The sequence below is a fragment of the Formosa sejongensis genome, assembly GCF_033447105.1.
Lineage (GTDB): Bacteria > Bacteroidota > Bacteroidia > Flavobacteriales > Flavobacteriaceae > Formosa.
Genome location: NZ_JAWQUN010000006.1, coordinates 132,027 through 150,555, shown reverse-complemented (window position 1 = coordinate 150,555; position 18,529 = coordinate 132,027). Strand labels below are relative to the sequence as shown.

Annotated in this window: 12 protein-coding genes; 9 read left to right on the top strand and 3 right to left on the bottom strand. The window is 30.2% G+C overall.

Going from position 1 to position 18,529, the window contains the following annotated elements:
* From R6X41_RS08690 to R6X41_RS08680, 3 genes are all read left to right on the top strand, one after another.
* On the top strand, positions 1-4,953 hold the full coding sequence (locus tag R6X41_RS08690) for a hypothetical protein (RefSeq protein WP_318499337.1): 4,953 nt from the start codon (positions 1-3) through the stop codon (positions 4,951-4,953).
* A 491-nt stretch (positions 4,954-5,444) separates the two neighbouring features.
* On the top strand, positions 5,445-6,476 hold the full coding sequence (locus R6X41_RS08685) for an HNH endonuclease domain-containing protein (protein ID WP_318499336.1): 1,032 nt from the start codon (positions 5,445-5,447) through the stop codon (positions 6,474-6,476).
* Positions 6,473-6,838 carry an HIT family protein gene (locus R6X41_RS08680; protein ID WP_318499335.1) on the top strand — a complete coding sequence of 122 codons (366 nt, stop codon included), beginning with the start codon at positions 6,473-6,475 and terminating at the stop codon, positions 6,836-6,838. Before R6X41_RS08685 ends, R6X41_RS08680 begins: the two co-directional genes overlap by 4 nt.
* Positions 6,839-7,080: 242 nt before the next feature.
* On the opposite strand, the gene R6X41_RS08675 is transcribed toward R6X41_RS08680, so the two are convergent.
* On the bottom strand, positions 7,081-7,449 hold the full coding sequence (locus tag R6X41_RS08675; protein ID WP_318499333.1) for a hypothetical protein: 369 nt from the start codon (positions 7,447-7,449) through the stop codon (positions 7,081-7,083).
* Positions 7,450-7,748: 299 nt separating this feature from the next.
* Here R6X41_RS08675 and R6X41_RS08670 point away from each other — a divergent pair, with 299 nt between their 5' ends.
* Complete coding sequence (locus tag R6X41_RS08670) at positions 7,749-9,368, top strand: hypothetical protein (RefSeq protein ID WP_318499331.1); 1,620 nt, start codon at positions 7,749-7,751, stop codon at positions 9,366-9,368.
* Positions 9,369-9,370: 2 nt separating this feature from the next.
* A complete protein-coding gene (locus R6X41_RS08665) occupies positions 9,371-11,179 on the top strand; it encodes a DUF262 domain-containing protein (protein WP_318499329.1) in 1,809 nt (602 codons plus the stop codon).
* Between the two features lie 295 nt (positions 11,180-11,474).
* Here R6X41_RS08665 and R6X41_RS08660 read toward each other — a convergent pair whose 3' ends face one another.
* The gene (locus R6X41_RS08660; RefSeq protein ID WP_318499327.1) at positions 11,475-12,443 is read right to left on the bottom strand and encodes an IS110 family RNA-guided transposase; all 969 of its coding nucleotides are present in this window, start codon (positions 12,441-12,443) and stop codon (positions 11,475-11,477) included.
* Positions 12,444-12,718: 275 nt separating this feature from the next.
* Here R6X41_RS08660 and R6X41_RS08655 point away from each other — a divergent pair, with 275 nt between their 5' ends.
* On the top strand, positions 12,719-13,369 hold the full coding sequence (locus R6X41_RS08655; RefSeq protein ID WP_318499325.1) for a hypothetical protein: 651 nt from the start codon (positions 12,719-12,721) through the stop codon (positions 13,367-13,369).
* 227 nt (positions 13,370-13,596) lie between these two features.
* Here the strand turns inward: R6X41_RS08655 and R6X41_RS08650 are convergent, their stop codons facing one another.
* Positions 13,597-14,793 carry an IS256 family transposase gene (locus R6X41_RS08650; RefSeq protein ID WP_318499323.1) on the bottom strand — a complete coding sequence of 399 codons (1,197 nt, stop codon included), beginning with the start codon at positions 14,791-14,793 and terminating at the stop codon, positions 13,597-13,599.
* A 714-nt stretch (positions 14,794-15,507) separates the two neighbouring features.
* Between R6X41_RS08650 and R6X41_RS08645 the strand changes: the two genes are divergently transcribed.
* The 3 genes from R6X41_RS08645 (at position 15,508) to R6X41_RS08635 (ending at position 18,434) form a co-directional block, all read left to right on the top strand.
* Positions 15,508-16,101, top strand: a complete 594-nt coding sequence (locus tag R6X41_RS08645) for a hypothetical protein (RefSeq protein ID WP_318499322.1) — start codon at positions 15,508-15,510, stop codon at positions 16,099-16,101.
* Between the two features lie 214 nt (positions 16,102-16,315).
* Positions 16,316-17,605 (top strand): DUF723 domain-containing protein, encoded by a 1,290-nt coding sequence (locus tag R6X41_RS08640; protein ID WP_318499320.1) that lies wholly within the window; start codon positions 16,316-16,318, stop codon positions 17,603-17,605.
* Positions 17,606-17,699: 94 nt separating this feature from the next.
* On the top strand, positions 17,700-18,434 hold the full coding sequence (locus tag R6X41_RS08635; RefSeq protein WP_318499318.1) for an SOS response-associated peptidase: 735 nt from the start codon (positions 17,700-17,702) through the stop codon (positions 18,432-18,434).
* Positions 18,435-18,529: the final 95 nt, after the last annotated feature.

Sequence of the window (18,529 nt, the reverse complement as noted above, 5' to 3'; positions counted from 1 at the left end):
ATGAATTTTAAATTAGATTGTATAGGTGCGCTTAAGCAAAAAACTGATAATTCATATTATGAGTTTATAGTCAGATGGTTTATCGATGAATTAGACATTGCTAATAAGGAATTAGGAGATAAAGCGTTTTTACCAAGTCCAGAGGGTAAATTCAAAGTATTAATTAGGACGAGTAAGTCAAATCAATATATTGATGCCAAAGGACAGGTCAAGGAAATCAAAATTTCTAACCATTGGGATCTTGATGATTTACCGGAAGTCCGACCTTTAAATTACTTGATGCTTTCTCCACCTAGCATAGATGGAGAAATGAAAAAACCAGATAAACCTATTGATACGGCTCGCAAGGATGCAAGCTCTGGTGTCGGGATATTCCATGTGTTAACCGACTCTTGTGTTAGTAGTTACGCTAAAAAAATGATCGGATTAACGAATAAGAGAATTACCAATATTACACGAAAGAAAGGTAGACAGTTTATTGATATAGATACCGAAGAATATGCTAAGAAGTGGATTCACTTCATAATAAAATCCAACATACAGCCTAGAAATTGGCAGGCCATATTTATAAAATCATTGAGTGAACTAGAAAAGATCTCCTCTAACAAGGAGTTTACAACTGCAGAAATCCCTGATCTTTTTTGCTTCGATATAGACGAATCATTAAAAAATGATAATGCCAAAGATCATAATGCAAAAAACTTGGTGATTGAAAATGCTTGGAAAAATGTTTCAAGAATACACGGAATTATATCTGACCCTGATTATTCCGAGCAATGCGAAAAAGAAAAAGAAGAACGAGAGAACCTAAAAAGAAATTTAGCACTTCTTAGCGCACATAGCGTATCGGTTATTGATTACTGGTGCGATCCGTTAAATAGTAACGGAATTAGGCATCCTCGAATAGAAGAAGATTGCGGTAAGGAGTACCCATTGTCTCATGCTTTAGGTCTTGGATGCTCTATTGGGAATATTGCAAAGACCACTTTAGAAAATTGGAAGCAATTAGGTGACAATGTTCGAATTTCTGTTAAATATATTCCACCAAGAAACAGTAAATTACTCAAATCAGATGTTTATGATTGGAAGTCTCATCATGATCTAGAATTATTGAACATTATACCAGAGCTAACATCTCTTGAATATATTATTACCAAAGAGGGTGCGAATAGTATTAAAAATACTCTAGAAACTAGTAAAAGCTGTCCCCCAGATCCTCCAATGAGTAGCCAAATAGACTATAATTTATACTATTCAGAGATACAATCAGAGCAATCATTAGTAGGTTCTTTATCCAATAATATAGAGAATATGGACATGAGAACTGGAAACGGCAGAGTAAGTATCCAAACTGTTGCACCCGAAGAAAAAACTTTCTATGTTTTTGAGGGTAGAAAGATGAGAGAAGAAAAGTCAACCGTAATAACTGGTATAAATATTTATGGCATATGGGAAAGTAGTGGTCTCATTCTTGACCAAAAACCAAATTTAGAAGACTTAAAGCCTTGGTTAATTACTCGAAGGTATTCTTTCCATCAAGAAATTCAACCCTTTTTTGAGTTAGAGTCTACCTTAAAACAATTAAATCAGAACCCACCTATACAACCCTGTTTTCAAACAACTAATGAGTTTTCTGATCACGAAAAAATTGAAGATGTTACAGTGGCTGGAATTGTAAAGAATGCTACAATCAAAAATTTTCATAAAGAAGGAGTTTATTCCTTCTCTTTTAATATAAGAAACGGTTTTGATAACTTATTTGATAAAGATTTATTAAAAACTTGGGATGATTACAAAAAAAACGATAATGACGGAAACAAAAGTTACAAACCAGATTGGACTCCACACATGTTTAAAGATGGAAGTCAAAATGATGAGAGACCTGAGCGGTATCGTTTTTGGGCTACTTCAATTGATTTATTCGGTCAGGAAAGTGAGCCGATTCCAATTAAGAATGTCGAGACGGATAAAGAAACGGAATCATTCGATTTTAGTTTTAAAAATAGATACTCCCTGAAACAACCGAAACCTTTCATTGTAAATGGTGAAAAGCAGGAATATAATGTGCATGTAAACTATCAAAGTAAAAACCTATCCATTGCTTGGAAGAGTCCTGAAAAAAATATTATAGGCGATTCAGTAAAAGAGATTTCGAATGATGAAACAGGTCTTGAAAATAAAGGAATCGACTCTGCAAGGTTACAAGCGAATGTATTGATTTTAAGAAAAGAAATAGAAGATGACGAGTTTAAAGAAGGTAAGCCTAGTAAGATAGACTCGATCGTAGATTCGTTACCAGACGAGTTTAAAAACGAAAAATGGAAGATTGGGCTTGAAGAGCTCTTTCAGCATAATGATAAATGGGTTGTAGCTAAATTTTTTAACGGATTTGAGAATAAAAGCGACAGCAGTGATAGTTGGGGTATTGATATTAAACCTTATGAATGTAATGAAGTATCTTTGGGTTTCGACTACATAGTGCTTGCAGGCTTTGTCGTAAAAGAGTCGTATCAAAATTTTTGGGTCAGAAATTATGATGAAAGAAAGCTCATTTATTCATGTCAGGAAAAAGGCACTATTGGTATGGAGTCCAATGTTTCATACGTTGAAGAGAAAAACATTGAAGAAACGCCATGTATTGGAAATGTAGCTCTCTCAAATATGGTAACGATTTATGATACAAATTACCCAAAACACTTTTCAGAAATTGAAGCTGAAGAGCCTTTTATCCATACAAAGCCAATACTAGGTGTTGCAGAATTAAACAGAGATGTTATCCTCTCAAATATATTGAAGATTCCTAGTGAAGTTAGTGAGACGACCATAAGGGATGGTAATGGAACTCAGAAGGTGCAAACAGTAAATTTCGCATCATCAGAAGAAGAACGTAAGAATGGCTTGCTATATACTTCTAACCAGCTACAAATGATAAAAGCAGTTTATAAACGTTCAAGTGTCAGCTCTGGAATTAAACCAGCGGACCAAATACTAAAACGAGAATTAACGGCTCTAAATACACAATTATATGCTCTCAAGAAAGATGCTGAGAATGAGGATAATGATGTGTTTTATTATACTAAATATGGGGTGACCTTTGAAAGGGAGCAATTGAATGAAGACGAACAATCAAAAAAACAAAACTTCACTGGTGTTAGTGAAAACCTTGTGAATAGTAGTTTAATTGGATTTAGGGGGTTCAAGAAGTTCAATGTTAAATACAAAGGAAAAATTCACAATGATTTAAACAACAAGAAGGAAGCAGAAGCTAAAAGCTACAAAGTATTTCAATCAAGAATAAAACTTACACAAAATGCGAACATTTCAGCTTTTCTTTACTCTGAATCTTTTGAAAAAGGAGGGGGAAACATTTTCAACAATGTAATAATTGCAACTAGTGACAGTAATACGGATGCAAGCTTAAAAGATATTAGTGAGTTTGTTAGCCCTACTGTAGTTATTGTAAAGGATGAAAACTCTAATTTATATGTTTCACTAATCAAAACCTTCGATCAAGAATCTAAAAAACTAGAAATAACCGTCCCTCTTTATAAAGATTCAATATTTGGTGAGCCCAAACAACTATTATTTATTCATTCTGAAGAAATATACTCAAATCAGATATCTCTAAATAATCAGAAGCAATTTGAAGAAGAACTACATTGTCCAGTTGGAGGCGGCGCTAGAGAATTATTTATTTGGTGTTTTGTAACCTATTCCGCAATTGGAAAAAAATCAAAAGAAGTTTACACCAGTCACCAAGAATTTAGTCCATCAATCCTTCCAAGAGTTCCTAATAGGTATTCAGTTTCAGGAATTGACACTGAAGATGAAAAAGACATTTTTTTAAGTGCAAATAATGATTATCAGCAAAAATGGCTACCTATAAACCTTCGTAAAGTAGATAATAATTTTCTCAAATTATCCCCTAGAATTTATGTAAGATGGGATACGCCAGTTGAATCTGACAATCAAACATATTTAAGCATTGATAGAGAGAATAGGGTAATTGAACCAAAGCAATCATTTTTCATCAGCAAATCAGCTGCAAATTGGAATCTAGCTTCAAAAATTGAAAAATTTGACGACAAAAAGGGTAGTGATGATAAAGGCTTTGATATACTAGCCATGGATTGGCTAAATAGCAAAAAGGAACCTTCACTTTATGGATGGCTTTTCGAATCTGAAAAAATAACCCATCCTGAATCTGAAGACAATTTAAGTAGATTTATATTCCCCAATTATGGGCTATTAGAGCAGGAAGAAAAAATGCACTTGAATTTATCAAAAGGGATTAAAGGGGATAAAACCTTTGTGGACTATTTCTATGGAGCTGAGCTAAAATTCGCAATGGACTGCTTACGCGAATATAGATATAGATTACGTTCCTACATAGATATTGATCCAGGGAATCAATTTGACCTCGGTGAAAATAAATACTTATACTCTAGAGAAACAAAATGGTCAGAATATGTTCGTCCCACATTTCCTAAAATATGTATTAATACTAGTGATTATCTGCAGTATATGGATGAATTACATCCAAAAATAGAATTCTCATTCTCGCTAACAGAAGATAAATTTAATCCGTTGCTTAAGGAAAAAAATGTTGAGCCTGAGACTATTTATTTTAGAATTAAACTTAGTAGACAAGTTCAGTCATCCATTAAATATAGCGAGAAAGGAGGGAGACTGAAGACATGGAAATATATTGATAAGTATTTAGACATACCTTTTTTAAAAAAGAACGAAGTTGACAATACTATAACGGACTCCTTTATTCGTGGAAAAGATGAAATAGATTATAAGATAGAAATAGCGGTTATCCTAAAGGATAATTCTGGAAATGTGAAAAATACTTTAAGGAAAAACAAAATTTTCAACAAAAAAGTTAGAGTTAGCCCAATAAAGAACGGTAAGGAGGTTAAACAAAAGGTGAAGGTTATCATTCAATAGTAAAAATGAACATAACAATGGCTATAGTTAATACCGGGAGCGGTGCTTAGTCCCAAAGTTTAGCGCTTTTAACTAAGTTCGCCAAATCTTTTGATTTGGCTTTATAAATGAAAAGATAAAATAAAATAAAAATTTTTGGATAAGTGCTCAATCGAAAATTTAATACTTATAATTCCCGTACTAACCATAGTGTGTCAATATGAAAGGGTTTCTAAAAGGGATGTTTTAATTGTGATACCTGATATGAAATACTTAATTAAAGATCTCTAATGTTTGATAGACGATTAATTTAGAAAGTTAGCAAGGTACTGTTGCATAAAGCAAAATAAAACTATTAGCATCAAAAAACACATTTAGCGAAAAATAAACTTTCTTTTTCTAGTTGGGTTTTCTAAACGATCTTTTTGTGATACTGCCATGAAAATTGACCAGATTTAATATTATTGTTAAATTGAAAATAATCTTTTGAATTGAAATATCTATATTCGAATATGCAATTACCACTAGAACCAAACATTTCAATTTCCAAACTCACTTCAGTCTTTAAAAGTACTAGTGCTACTTATAAGTTTTATTGGTTTTGGGCTATATTAGAATCTATAGAAGAAGGCAATACCGAAATCAATAAAAAAGAGATTTTTGCTAGAATGCTCACCCTGTCTTGGTATACCGTGAATTATTTCCATGTCTCTTTTGGTAAACAGGATCAAATTCAAGATGCTGTTCGAAAAATAAAAGACATAGAAAACCTTAATGTTGATTCTAAGAAAAGTGTTATTCTTGAAAAACTTTTGATGTCGAATAATAGTGATACAAATTCTACATTAAACCATTTTGATAAAAATGTACCTCATAAATTTTTAAGCCCATGGTTAGGAACAGGATCTAAATCTGAAGTATATAATAAATCAATAGACACCAAGTTTAATGCTCCATATGTTCTCCTAAAAGATTCTATTATAATTTCAGATAATTGGCTCGAATATTTTAAGGTTAATAGTGGTATTCTTAAATCATTCTGTTATTGGAATCTAACTTTGTTTTTACAGGTTAGAAACCCGAATGTTCCAGACATCCCTAATAAAATACAAAGACCAATTATTAGAGGTGGTTTAAATAATCACAAAAAGTTATTTTGGGATTTAATTTTGAATGAATTGGGTCACATTAACTGTATTTACACTGGAGAAAAGTTGGTTGTTGGAGGTTATATTATTGAACATTTTATTCCACATCAATTTGTTGCACATGATCTTATGTGGAACTTAATACCTGCAGAGTCTAGTTTTAATTTGAGTAAGAGCGATAAGCTTCCTGATTTTAACACCTATTTTGATGATTTCTATGATCTTCAGGAAGAGGGATACAAGATCATAAAGGCACTTAGGCCTAAGAATAAATTTTTACAAGATTACTTGCCTATATTTCCTAATCAAGAGTTTAATAAATTAAAATACGAACAACTTATTAAACCTATGCTCACCATCGCTAATAACAATGGTTTTCAATACATGAACTCATGAAAAATTTTTTAGATATTCCAGAATCGGCAATTATTTTCAAGAACGAATATTTCTTTATCATTAGAGACTCGTACCCTGTGTCTCCTGGACATCTTTTAATCATTTCTAATGAGCTTAAACTAGATTACTTTGCTCTTTCTCCTGACGAAAAAAACAATCTATCTAGTGTTTTAGAAATTGCAAAAGGAATTATTGAAAAGGAATTCTCTCCTGATGGGTATAATATCGGAATGAACTGTGGAGAAACAGCAGGTCAAACGATATTTCATTTTCATTGTCACCTTATTCCTAGATATCAAGGGGATATAGGAAATCCTAGAGGAGGAGTTAGAGGGGTGATTACTAGTAAGATGAAGTATTAATGAATAGTCAAAATTTGAATACTACTCCGTTGTTTGTTTCTCAATTTTTGCCTTTTGAATTTAGCTAGTTTATCAATGTAATATTGTTTGAAATGGATTTATAATTGAATTCGAACAACGTGATTATGTTCTAAAAAATAAAAGTTTCCGAAAAACAACCTACCCTTCTTACCCTTTTTAAACAAGAATATATAATTCTATGTTTATATAATTGTAGAATTATATAAATACAACTAAGATTATTAACTAATCTGAACTTTTCGTTTAAGCCATTTTATATAGTCCAGTTGGCTTTTTTCATACCATTCGCTTGAAATTAAATATCTAGAATCTTTATAATTATGTGGTTTTGCATAGTATCTAGTGTACTCGCTAATTATTCTGTTTTCTTTTATTGATTTTTTTTCATCGACTAACCTTAATACAGGGTAGTTTAAATCTAAAGTCATTTTACTATAATCTGATTGTGTAAGTTTAACAACTTCTAGTTCTGATATTAATTCTAATTCCAATATCTCTGGTAAGGTAGCTCTTACTAATAGGCCTATTTTAATTTTAGTTAACTCGGAAACTGTAGAGTCGATTATTTTTGATAATTCTATTTTACTCATGTTGTTATTCTTATAAAGATATAAATCTGAAAGATTTTTAAAGTTAAAAAAACGAAAGAATTTATATTTCGGTTTTTTCTCTAATAAATTAATTATTTGATAATCTTAATATGATAATTATTATTTAGATATAAAGAATAGGTCCAGTTTACGGAAAACCGTAAAAAAGTTTAATCTAAAACCAATATATTTATTATTGAAATTGTGTTTATCATTTGAAATAACTTGAATAAACGTATGTTTTATTTGTATATAACTAGTTACCCAAAATTTAAAAAAAACCGAGATAGAATAATAATATGAGCCAACTTCAAGAATCACAAAAGCAACTAAAAGAAATATCTGTTGCAGAAATTAAAGAAATATTAAAAACGAATTATCCAACAGAATTTTCTAAAATGATAATTGATGAAACAACCCCAATTCAAAGGGTTGATTATTATCACTCAAAATTAGATTATATAAAAGCAGACAGAAAATTAAACTTGATTCAGTTCCCTTTATTTGATAATATAAAAGATGATTTTAAATTTTTTGAAGGTGGAGTTCCTAAATTCGGTAATCAAACAATAGTAGAACACGAGAATTATTTATCGGAATTTGCAAATAAAAAAGGAGCAACTGTAATTGAGAACAATGTGGAAGAAGGATTGAGTTTTAAAACCTTTCCTTTTGATACGTCTGACAATGAGATTTCGTTTAATCAAAGAAAATACTTCTTACCAAAAGACACTTTTCAAGAAACTTGCACTAAATGTAGCGGAAACAAATACATAACTTGTACACGTTCAGAATGTGGAGGAAAACACGAATGGAAATGCAATAAGTGTGTAGGAAAAGGAGAAACTACTTGTACGAAATGTAACGGCCATAAATACAACAAATGTTATTCTTGTAGTGGAACAGGAAAAAAAACCAAAACAGAATACAGAGATGGAAAATCTTATCAAAAAACTGAAAAGTGTGGAAGTTGTAGTGGAAGAGGTGAAAAACCTTGTGGAAGTTGTGGCACAACAGGAAAAGTAAGATGTCACAATTGTGAAGGAAGCGGACAAATAGTTTGTTCTTCTTGTTATTCTGACAAAACAAGATATGGAACTATTGATTGCCCTAAGTGTTATACAGCAGGTAAATCTGCTCAAATATTTTATTTAGATACAAATATTGATAATCTACAAGAAAGTAAAATACTTAAACTGGGAGAAGGATTTGATGTTGAAACAAATATCATCAAAAACCACGTAAATGAAGAATTATCTTATAATTTATTATACAAGAACATTAATGGTTCAATAACTGATAATGAAGATGAAATCAGTAGTAAAATTTTACCAACGTATAAAACGGACTTAAACCTTTCTAAAACTAATCATCCATTATTACTAAGTGCGAAAATATTATACCAAATAATTCCTTGCATAAGTATTTCATATAAGCATATGCTTACAAATGATATTCATACAATAAATATTGTTGATATTTGGAGCAATCCAGAATTGATATTTCTTTCGGATGCGGAATTAACTAAAACTAATATAAAAAGCGTAGGAAAATCAGCAGGTAAACTATTTTCAAAAATATTTAAAACAAAAGGTCACAAACTAAAAGAAGATAGAAAAATCGAAATAAAGTTGATGATTTATTTAGCAAAATCTGACGGGAAAATAGAAGAAGAGGAAAAGATATTTTTAGCGAGTGAAATATCCAATCTTGAAGATTTTACTAATTCGGAAAAGAACTTATTTTTTGACTTAATGAATGCTGAATTTTTACCTGAATTGACAAAAGAAGATGTTACATTCAATGATGCAAAAAGAGGGAAAGAAGTTATTATAATGTTAGAAGAAATGGCATTAGTAGATGGCGAATTTGAACCATCAGAAAAGGAACTTATAGAGAAAATAAAATCTTTACTTTAATTATGCCTTTTTCAATTGATGCAGGAACTTATACTCTTAAAATAAAAAATAGAGCAAAAGACAATACTATTTTAGGTAATTCAACTCAATTTATTATTCCTATTTATCAAAGACCTTATTCTTGGTCAGAAAAACAAATACGAAAATTCATTGCAGATATTTTTGTTTCCTTTTGGGGTTACAATAAAGATAATTCTTCTGAACCAATGTTTATTGGAACTATGCAATTATCTAAAAAAGATGATAATGGCGAGCAGAATATTATTGATGGCCAGCAAAGGATTACAACCTTTCTGATTCTATTAAAAGTATTATCAATTCGCAATCCTAATTCAAGTAAATTGAATGATTTTGATTTCAATTGGTTAGTAACCAAAGTAAATAATGGTAAACAACAAGAAGACCTAAAAGTGTTAATGAAATCAACTTTTTTGAGCATTGAAAGCAATAACAATCTCAACAAGTATTTTAATAACGCGCTACTAATTAATCAAATAATAACAGAACAAGTAAAACAAGAAACTGAAAATGACCCAGTTTTTAGTTTAACTGATTTTTTAGAGCATTTATATTCTAAAATTTATTTTGTAGTCATTGAAACACAAGCAAGTTTATCGAAAACATTGAAAATATTTGATGCAATAAATACAACAGGTCTTGATTTAGATGCAGGAGATATTTTTAAAATTAGAATGTATGAATATTTAACTAAAAAAGGGGAAAGTGATGAAGTTTTTAATCAAATAAGTGCATTATATGAAAAAATTGATGCAAAAAATAAATTAGCAAATAGACACGTAACAGACATTAGTAGTATACTACATATTTATCAATTTCATTTAATTGCAAAATATAAACTACCAACAACACTTTATTTTGTTGGTACAGACAGATTTTTTGACAGACTATTTGAAACCCTATTTAATATAAATAAGTGGGAACATTTTAGAAACAATGTTGAAGATGGTAAACTACAATTAAAATTAGAAGAGATAGATAGTTTGATTGACATTAGATTTGAGTGGGATAATAAATGGCGTTCAGGTGATTACGGAAGTGCTGAAAACGCTTCAATGTTAAGACTTTGGTGGTGGTCAAGATATGGTCGTTTTTGGAATCTAATTTTTGTTTTTCTTCACAAACATAAAGATGACGAAAACAGATATGAAAAACTCTATGCGTTTTCAAAGAGACTAACTAAACTTTACCTTTTATATAGTGTTTATTTTCAAAAGTCCGTTAATGAAATAAACTCTAAGTTTAGTAGTAAATTAGTTAGTAAAATCGTAAATGAAGATTACGAAAATGTAATGTTGTTTATAGAAAATAAGTTCACGTCACAAAATGAATATTGGCGAACAAGGTTTAGAAACACTATTTCTGGTAACATTCTTTATAGTTCTAAAGTTAAAAACATACTTTGTCGTTTATCTGCAATGCTTGAAGAAAACTATAATACTTTAGATTTTAAAGAAATTAGAGATATTAGAGCGAAACTTTTTGATAATCCGATTGACATTGAGCATATTCAGTCTTATAATGATGAAAACAAAGTTGAAAGACCAAAAATTAAATCAGAATGGGGAGAAACATTAAATTCAATCGGGAATTTAGTTGTCTTAGAACAGAAAATAAACCGTTCAATAAATAATTGTGAAAGCGAAAAATTAAATGGCTATAAAAAAAGTCAATTTGAGATTGTTAAAACTTCATTAGTTTCTGATTATGACAATTGGGATTTAATAAAATGTGAATTGAGAAAAGAAAAGGAAGTAGAGAAAATATTCAACTATATCTTTGAAAATGAATAATAAAAGTGGGTAACAATGTATAAAAATAATAAGGGTTTAGTGCCAAACCGAAAGTTAGTGCTTATTTACAAAGTCCGCCAAATTTACAATTTGACGGTTAAATAAAAAAAAGGTAACAGTGAAATTGTGAATTTGGCTAAGTGCTAAATCGAAAAGTTAGTGGTTTTTAATCCCTTACTATTCAAGAACTGTGTTAAAAACCTAATAAAATAGAGTTAATTTTTAAACAATATTTTCCTTTTACATTTCTATTGAAACATAGAAATATACTGAAGTTGTCACCTCTAAATTTGGACTATCTTACCAAAACATTTCTATAATTTTCATCATACCATAAATGAGACTTTGCTATGGAAAAAGCCTGTTTTAATAGCTTATTACAAACAGCTATTAATGCTAGTTTTTTACTCTTTCCCTTTGCGACTATTCTATCATAGAGCTCTCGACAAGCTTTATTATGTTTACTTGCAGAAAAACTACATATAAACAAGATCTTTCTTAATCGTCTATTTCCCATTTTACTTATTCTAGGCCTAGATCTTACACTACTACCAGACTCTCTAATAATAGGTGTTAAACCTGCAAATGAACAAAGCTCGGAAGCTGTGTTAAATCGCTCAAAACCATCTGTCAAAACAATCAACAAGGCACTAGCTTTTGCACCTAATCCCGGTATACTTTTAATACGACTATGTAAATCCTGATATTCCTCTTTTACTAATTTCAAAACTGTTACTTCAAGTGTTGCTATTTCTTTCTTGTAATAATTTAAACTTCGCTTTAGAGAACGTATTGCCCTAGGAACTGGGCTACCTTGGGCTTCTTCAGAGTGTAATTTATTTTTAAGAACGATAATTTCTTTTGTATATAAATTACTTAAACTTAATAGATGAGAACATTCTATTTGACTTTTCGTCTGTCCTGTCCACAAGCCTGGAGTATTCATAAGTGCATATTCATAAATCATTTTAGAATCACTCTTGTCTGTCTTGATTTTTGAAAGCTTCATTTGAATAAAACGCTTGATTGACAAAGGGTTTTCAACACTAACTTTTATGTTGTGTTCTACCAAATAATACGCTAATTGTAAATGATAAACACCTGTAGATTCCATAACACAATGAGTATTATAACTCATAAGTTTTATAAACTTTTTAAAGCCTGAAGTATTATTATTGAACTGATGAAACAAACCATCACTTCCCATTACATCAAAAACATCTTTACTAATGTCAATTCCAAAATAATTCGTATTTTCATTCATATGTAATATATTTTTGAAAGAACGTATCTACGGTATTTTCTACAACTTAAAAACGAGATCCTTAGTCTCCTAGAACTGTACGAAATAATGGTAGAAAAGAGAGAGGATTCTCAAGAAAAACGAGATCAAGTCTCAATATACAAAATAACCTTAATTCTCTCTTTTTGTTCTTTCTGATTGGATACTTAATTTATAACTTATATTTAATAAGGCTAACTTAAGTTATACTAACCGTTAGCAACAAGCAAGAAAAAAAACACAATAATCATATTTAAATGACAAATCAAGAAACTAAAATCTTTACCGATAATATTTTTAATCTAATAAAAAAATCTGAAAATATTGAAGACTTAATTTCAATAGAAGAGAATGAGTTTGAAGATAAATTTAAAATGGATATTACTAGTTATCCAAAAATAGAATTTGAAATAACACCGACAGAAATTGATGCTCTTATCTCAAATGATTTTCTGGATTGCGATTTTAATTTTCGGGCGGATGTGTCTTCAAAAATTACAGATCCTCTCACCAAACTGTTGTATTCACTTGCATGGAAAAACGGTGATTTGAAAAAACTAAAGCATATAGCAAAAGGAATTAGTGAAATTGAATCGAATGAAGACAATCAGGAAAAAGCTTTAGTTTTCTATCAGTTTGGGAAATACTTAACAAAAACAGATGGACAACCAATAATTGATCAACACGTAATAAGAGCATTCTCAATCTCAAAATTAAATGATTCTGCTTTGATTGAAAAATTCAGAAAACTTAGTATTATAACTAAAAAAGAGAAAGAAAATATTAGTAACTATATAAAATGGTTAAAGTCAGACGAATTGTCGGACAAATTGAAATCTAAAAAAAATTATTCTTATCACATAGATAGAATATTATTCGCTACTGGAAGAAAAACTAAATTTAAATAGTAGTAATGCCAGTTGCCAACAAAGAACTGTGATAAAAATTCTTACTCCTATATAAGAAAAAGATATAATTGTATGATTATATAAATAATTAACTAAATAAAAAATTGTATTCAAGTAGATTTATGTGATTGATAGTGATATTAATAGTGTTCTAGAAAAAGTAAAACTCATTAAATTTGACACTATCCTAAAAAGTGTGTAAGTTCAAAATTTCAGGGTTAGGTTATTTATAACTTAATCCTGTTTTCAAATATAGCTAAAAATTGATTTAGAATAACTCCCCAATTCCGGATTGGCATGGTCCATTTTTTAGTGCTTTCTCTGAGGGCTAAGAAAACTGATTTCATAACAGCTTCATCTGTTGGGAACGAGAGTTTATTTTTAGTGTATTTCCTTATTTTTCCGTTTAGGTTTTCTATAAGATTTGTGGTGTAAATAATGGTTCTTATTTCAATAGGAAAATCAAAGAATACCGTTAGCTCATCCCAATTATTTTCCCAACTTTTAATGGCGTAAGAATATTTAGAATCCCATTTAGTTTTGAAGTCATTTAAAGCTGCTTTAGCTGCTTCTTTTGTAGGAGCAGTATAGATTTGCTTCATGTCACGAGTAAACTCTTTTTTGTCCTTCCAGACCACGTAACGACACGAATTTCTTATTTGATGTACAACACAGATTTGGGTTGTTGAATTCGGGAAAATGGTTTTAATAGTATCCGTAAATCCATTTAAATTATCTGTAGCTGTGATAAGTATATCTTGAGTTCCTCGGGCTTTAATATCAGTTAAAACACTCATCCAAAAGGCTGAAGATTCATTTTTACCTAGCCATAATCCTAGTACTTCTTTTTTACCATCAGTTCTCAGACCTACTGCAATATAAATAGTCTTGTTTATGACTTTAGAGTTTTCTCTAACTTTAAATACGATGCCATCCATCCAAACAATTAGGTAAGTGGCCTCCAAAGGCCTGTTCCGCCAAGCAATAACATCTTCGGTTATCTTATCTGTAATTCTTGAAATAGTAGATGTAGAGATATTAAAATCGTAGAGCTCTCGTATTTGTTCTTCAATATCACTGTTACTCATGCCTTTGGCATAAAGGGATATAATAATGTTTTCAATACCTTCTGTTGTGCTTTCTCTTTTCTTTACAATTAAAGGGTTAAAAGAACTATCCCGATCTCGAGGAACTTGGATCTCTGTTTCTCCTAAAACTGATTTTAATTTCTTTTTAGTGTAGCCATTACGAAGGTTAGTTGCTTTACTTTTTTGATGCTTATCGTAGTCTAAATGAGCATCTAGTTCTCCTTCTAGTAGCTTCTCAATTCCACGCTTGTGAAGCTGTTCTAAAAAGGATGTCAGCTCTGGAGCGTTCTTGAATTGTTTTAAAAAGTCTTCGTTTAATAAATCTTCTGGTTTCATAAGTGTGTAAAAGTTAAAATTAATGAATAAAAAAATCTCAGATTAATTTTTAACCTGAGATTTTAAAACTTACACAGTTTATGAGATACTGCCTTAAATTTGTTGATCACACACTTACCTTCCTTGGTAATCTGAATGAGAACAGAAACAGAGAGACTTTATGGAAGCATAGAATTATTAAAATCTCTAAAATATGAATAAGTAAACAAAAGAATAACTTGCCTTGTTGCTGTAAAGCATCTTTTAGTCGTCTTTAATGAGTTAAAATTAAATTGTCTTAGTCTGTTTTGTGGGGTGTGTAATATTGCAAGTAGTCATTTAAATTTAAAGTTTTCTGGTTTTAATTCTTATAATATTTGCCATACCCGTTACTGAATAACAATCTACCATACTCGATTAAAACTCTATTTTAAATTCAAGACTTTGCTACTATAATACTTAGAAACTTAATGCTTTTTTTAGTATTCATTTTGCTTTTCGAAGTTTAATATCTAAAAATCATACACAAAAGGAATGGTTTTTGATTTAGCGGCCTATACACCATAACGATTTAAAAATCGAACTCTAATAATTAATAGAATTGTAATTAAAAAGGTTGCAGCTCGTTTCAACTTTTTTATCACTTGATTAAGTGCTTGACTCGATCTAATTCTATAAATTTTATTGAAAGTAGTTCAAAAATTGAAGCGGTAACACTATACAAAAGATATAAAAATGAAAACGATTTTAACCACAGTTATTTACTTCATAATTATAATTACAGGATTTGCACAAAACGATTTAGGATCAAACGAACATATGGTGTTTAAAGGCGTGCCTATTGATGGCACCTTAAGTGAATATGTTTCTAAATTGGAAAAAAAAGGCTTGAATAATCTTCAGACAGAAAATGGAGTAGCCTTATTAAATGGTGATGTTGCGGGGTACAACGATTGTTATTTAGTAGTCTCAACTATTAGCCAAAAAGATTTAGTATACGTATTAGTAGTTATGTTTCCTGTAAAAGACACGTGGTCTACGCTGTCGTATACCTATAGTGATTTAAAAGAGAAGCTTACCGGAAAATATGGGGAGCCCTCTGAAGTTACTGAAGAGTTTAATTCTAATTTTGAGCCAGACAGTGATGCTGATAAATTGTATGAAGTAAGAAATAATAACTGCATATATCACACAATATTTCATTCTGAAAATGGTGGAATTGATTTATCTATTAATTATGATAGGGATAGCGGTTATTTTGTTAAATTAGTTTATGTCGACCTAAAAAATACCGAAATCATAAATGAAATAAATAATAATGACCTTTAGTAATAAAGCTTAGTCTATAACTTTCGTTTTAAGTGATTACTTTTGCACTTCTCAATTACTCTGTTAAAATTTATTACTTATTTTAGATCTAATCAAAGTTTGTTGCTCTTTTGTTAGCTTTTGATTTTCCTTCGAAAAATCCTCGTATACATACATGCAATTTTCAACATTAACGTTAAAGGACTATGAACTCTATTCAATAAATTACTTAGTAATGAGAAACAATCTTCAAAAGAGAACATCTGAATTCATTAATAAAGCAAAAAAAGTACATGGCGATAAGTTTGATTATTCCAAAGTAGATTATATACGCAGTCATACGAAAATTTGTATTTTGTGTCCAGAACATGGAGAATTTTATCAGAAACCAACGAATCATCTTTCAGGGAATGGATGTAAAAAATGTGCTTATCAATACAGCCATGGGAAATATAGACTTACATCTTTAGAAACATTTCTTTCACAAGCTAAGGAAGTCCATAGTGACAAATATGATTATTCTAATGTAAAATGGGAAAATACTAGTACTAAAATTGCTATTATATGCCCTATTCATGGGGAGTTTATGCAGGTGCCTCAAAATCATATCAGACTAAAATGTGGATGCAGAAAGTGTGGTAGAGAAATAGCTAAATCTAAGATAAACAAATACAATACTAAATATTTTATAAAAGAAGCTAAAAAAGTTCATGGCAATAAATTTGATTATTCTAACACAGAGTGTTTTAATGCTACCGATAAATTAGAGATTAATTGTCTTATTCATGGAAAATTTGAACAAATCGCAGTCCAACATTTAAAAGGTAGTGGCTGTCCTAAATGTCATTTTGACCAAATGGCACAAGACAGAGCTATGGGGAAAGAACTTTTTATTAATAAAGCAAAAGAGCTGTTTGGTGATAAGTTTAATTACTCAAAAGTTAAATACCTAAATGGACAGAAGAATGTTTGCATCATTTGTCCCGAACATGGGGAGTTTGAAGTTTCACCAAATAATCACTTATCTAAGAAAAGTGGTTGTCCAATTTGCAATGAATCTAAATTAGAACGAGAACTTGCATTCATTTTAGACGAACAAAATATAATATACGAAAGACAGAAAAGGTTCAAATGGTTAGGTAGACAATCATTAGACTTTTATCTTTCAGAATACAACATAGCAATTGAATGTCAAGGAATTCAACATTTTAAACCAGTTGATTTTGGTGGAAAAGGTGAGGAGTCTGCCAATCAACTATTTGAACAGACAAAAAAAAGAGACAATAGAAAGCTTAAAAAATGTTTATCCAAAAATATGGTAATGATTTATGTTGTAGACAATGAAAAATATCTTGAAAAAAGGTATCATTTTGATATTGTAGAACCCCTTTCTGAGAATGTTAGTTATAAAATTATCCATTTGGATAATTTTGAAAATTATATAAACTACTTACTTGGTATATCTGAATTTTTCGAGATTAGAGAACAGAATAATCAAGTTCAACTATCTTTGTTTGATGATTAAAAACCTAATTTTAAGTTTTCATAACTAAAGGTTTTTCTGAAGTAGGAGTAAGGGTACAAACAAAGCATTATTATACAAAATATAAAACACAACTATGTGCTTCCACACCGCAACCACACACAAAACTAAAAAGCTAGAAAAGCACCATGGAATTAAATTAAGCAGTGAAGAAGTGCGTTCTATTTTCGATAAACCACAGTACCATCTAAATGGATTTGCACACCCAAATATGCTTGTTATCCCACAACAGAAACCTGAAGTGATAGCTCCTGGTGTTTGGGGAATAGTGCCTAGTAATAAACCACCCAACCAAATAAAACCTTATTATAAGGAAGCTGTAAAATATGGAAGTGGACTAAATGCACGAGCTGAAAAATTATTCGATCACTTTATTTATAGAAATGCAATCTACGAGCAGCGTTGTATTATACCAGTAACAGGTTTTTTTGAACCACACGAATATGAGAAAAAGAAGTATCCGTTTTTTATTCAAAATTCTAATCAAGAACCGTTGTCGTTAGCTGGAATTTATACTATTATAGATACTTATGTTACGTTTTCTATAATAACTAAAGAAGCATCTCCTTTATTTGCTAAAATTCATAATCTTAAAAAACGTCAACCTTTAATTCTAGATACAGAACAATCTAAAGAATGGTTGTCTCCAAACTTAACCGATACAAATATCAAGAACCTTGTTCAGGTAAATTACCCAAAGGAACAATTACAGGCTTATACCGTTTGTAAAGATTTGTTTAGTCCTAAAGTAGATAGTAATGTTTGTACTATTTTGGACAAGGTGGATTATAATATTATGTTGAATTTCTAAGTAAAACTATATAATTCTAGATTTATATAAATGTAGAATTATGTAAACAAAGGCATGATTATTACTTCATTTAATACGACATATACTTACGAGCG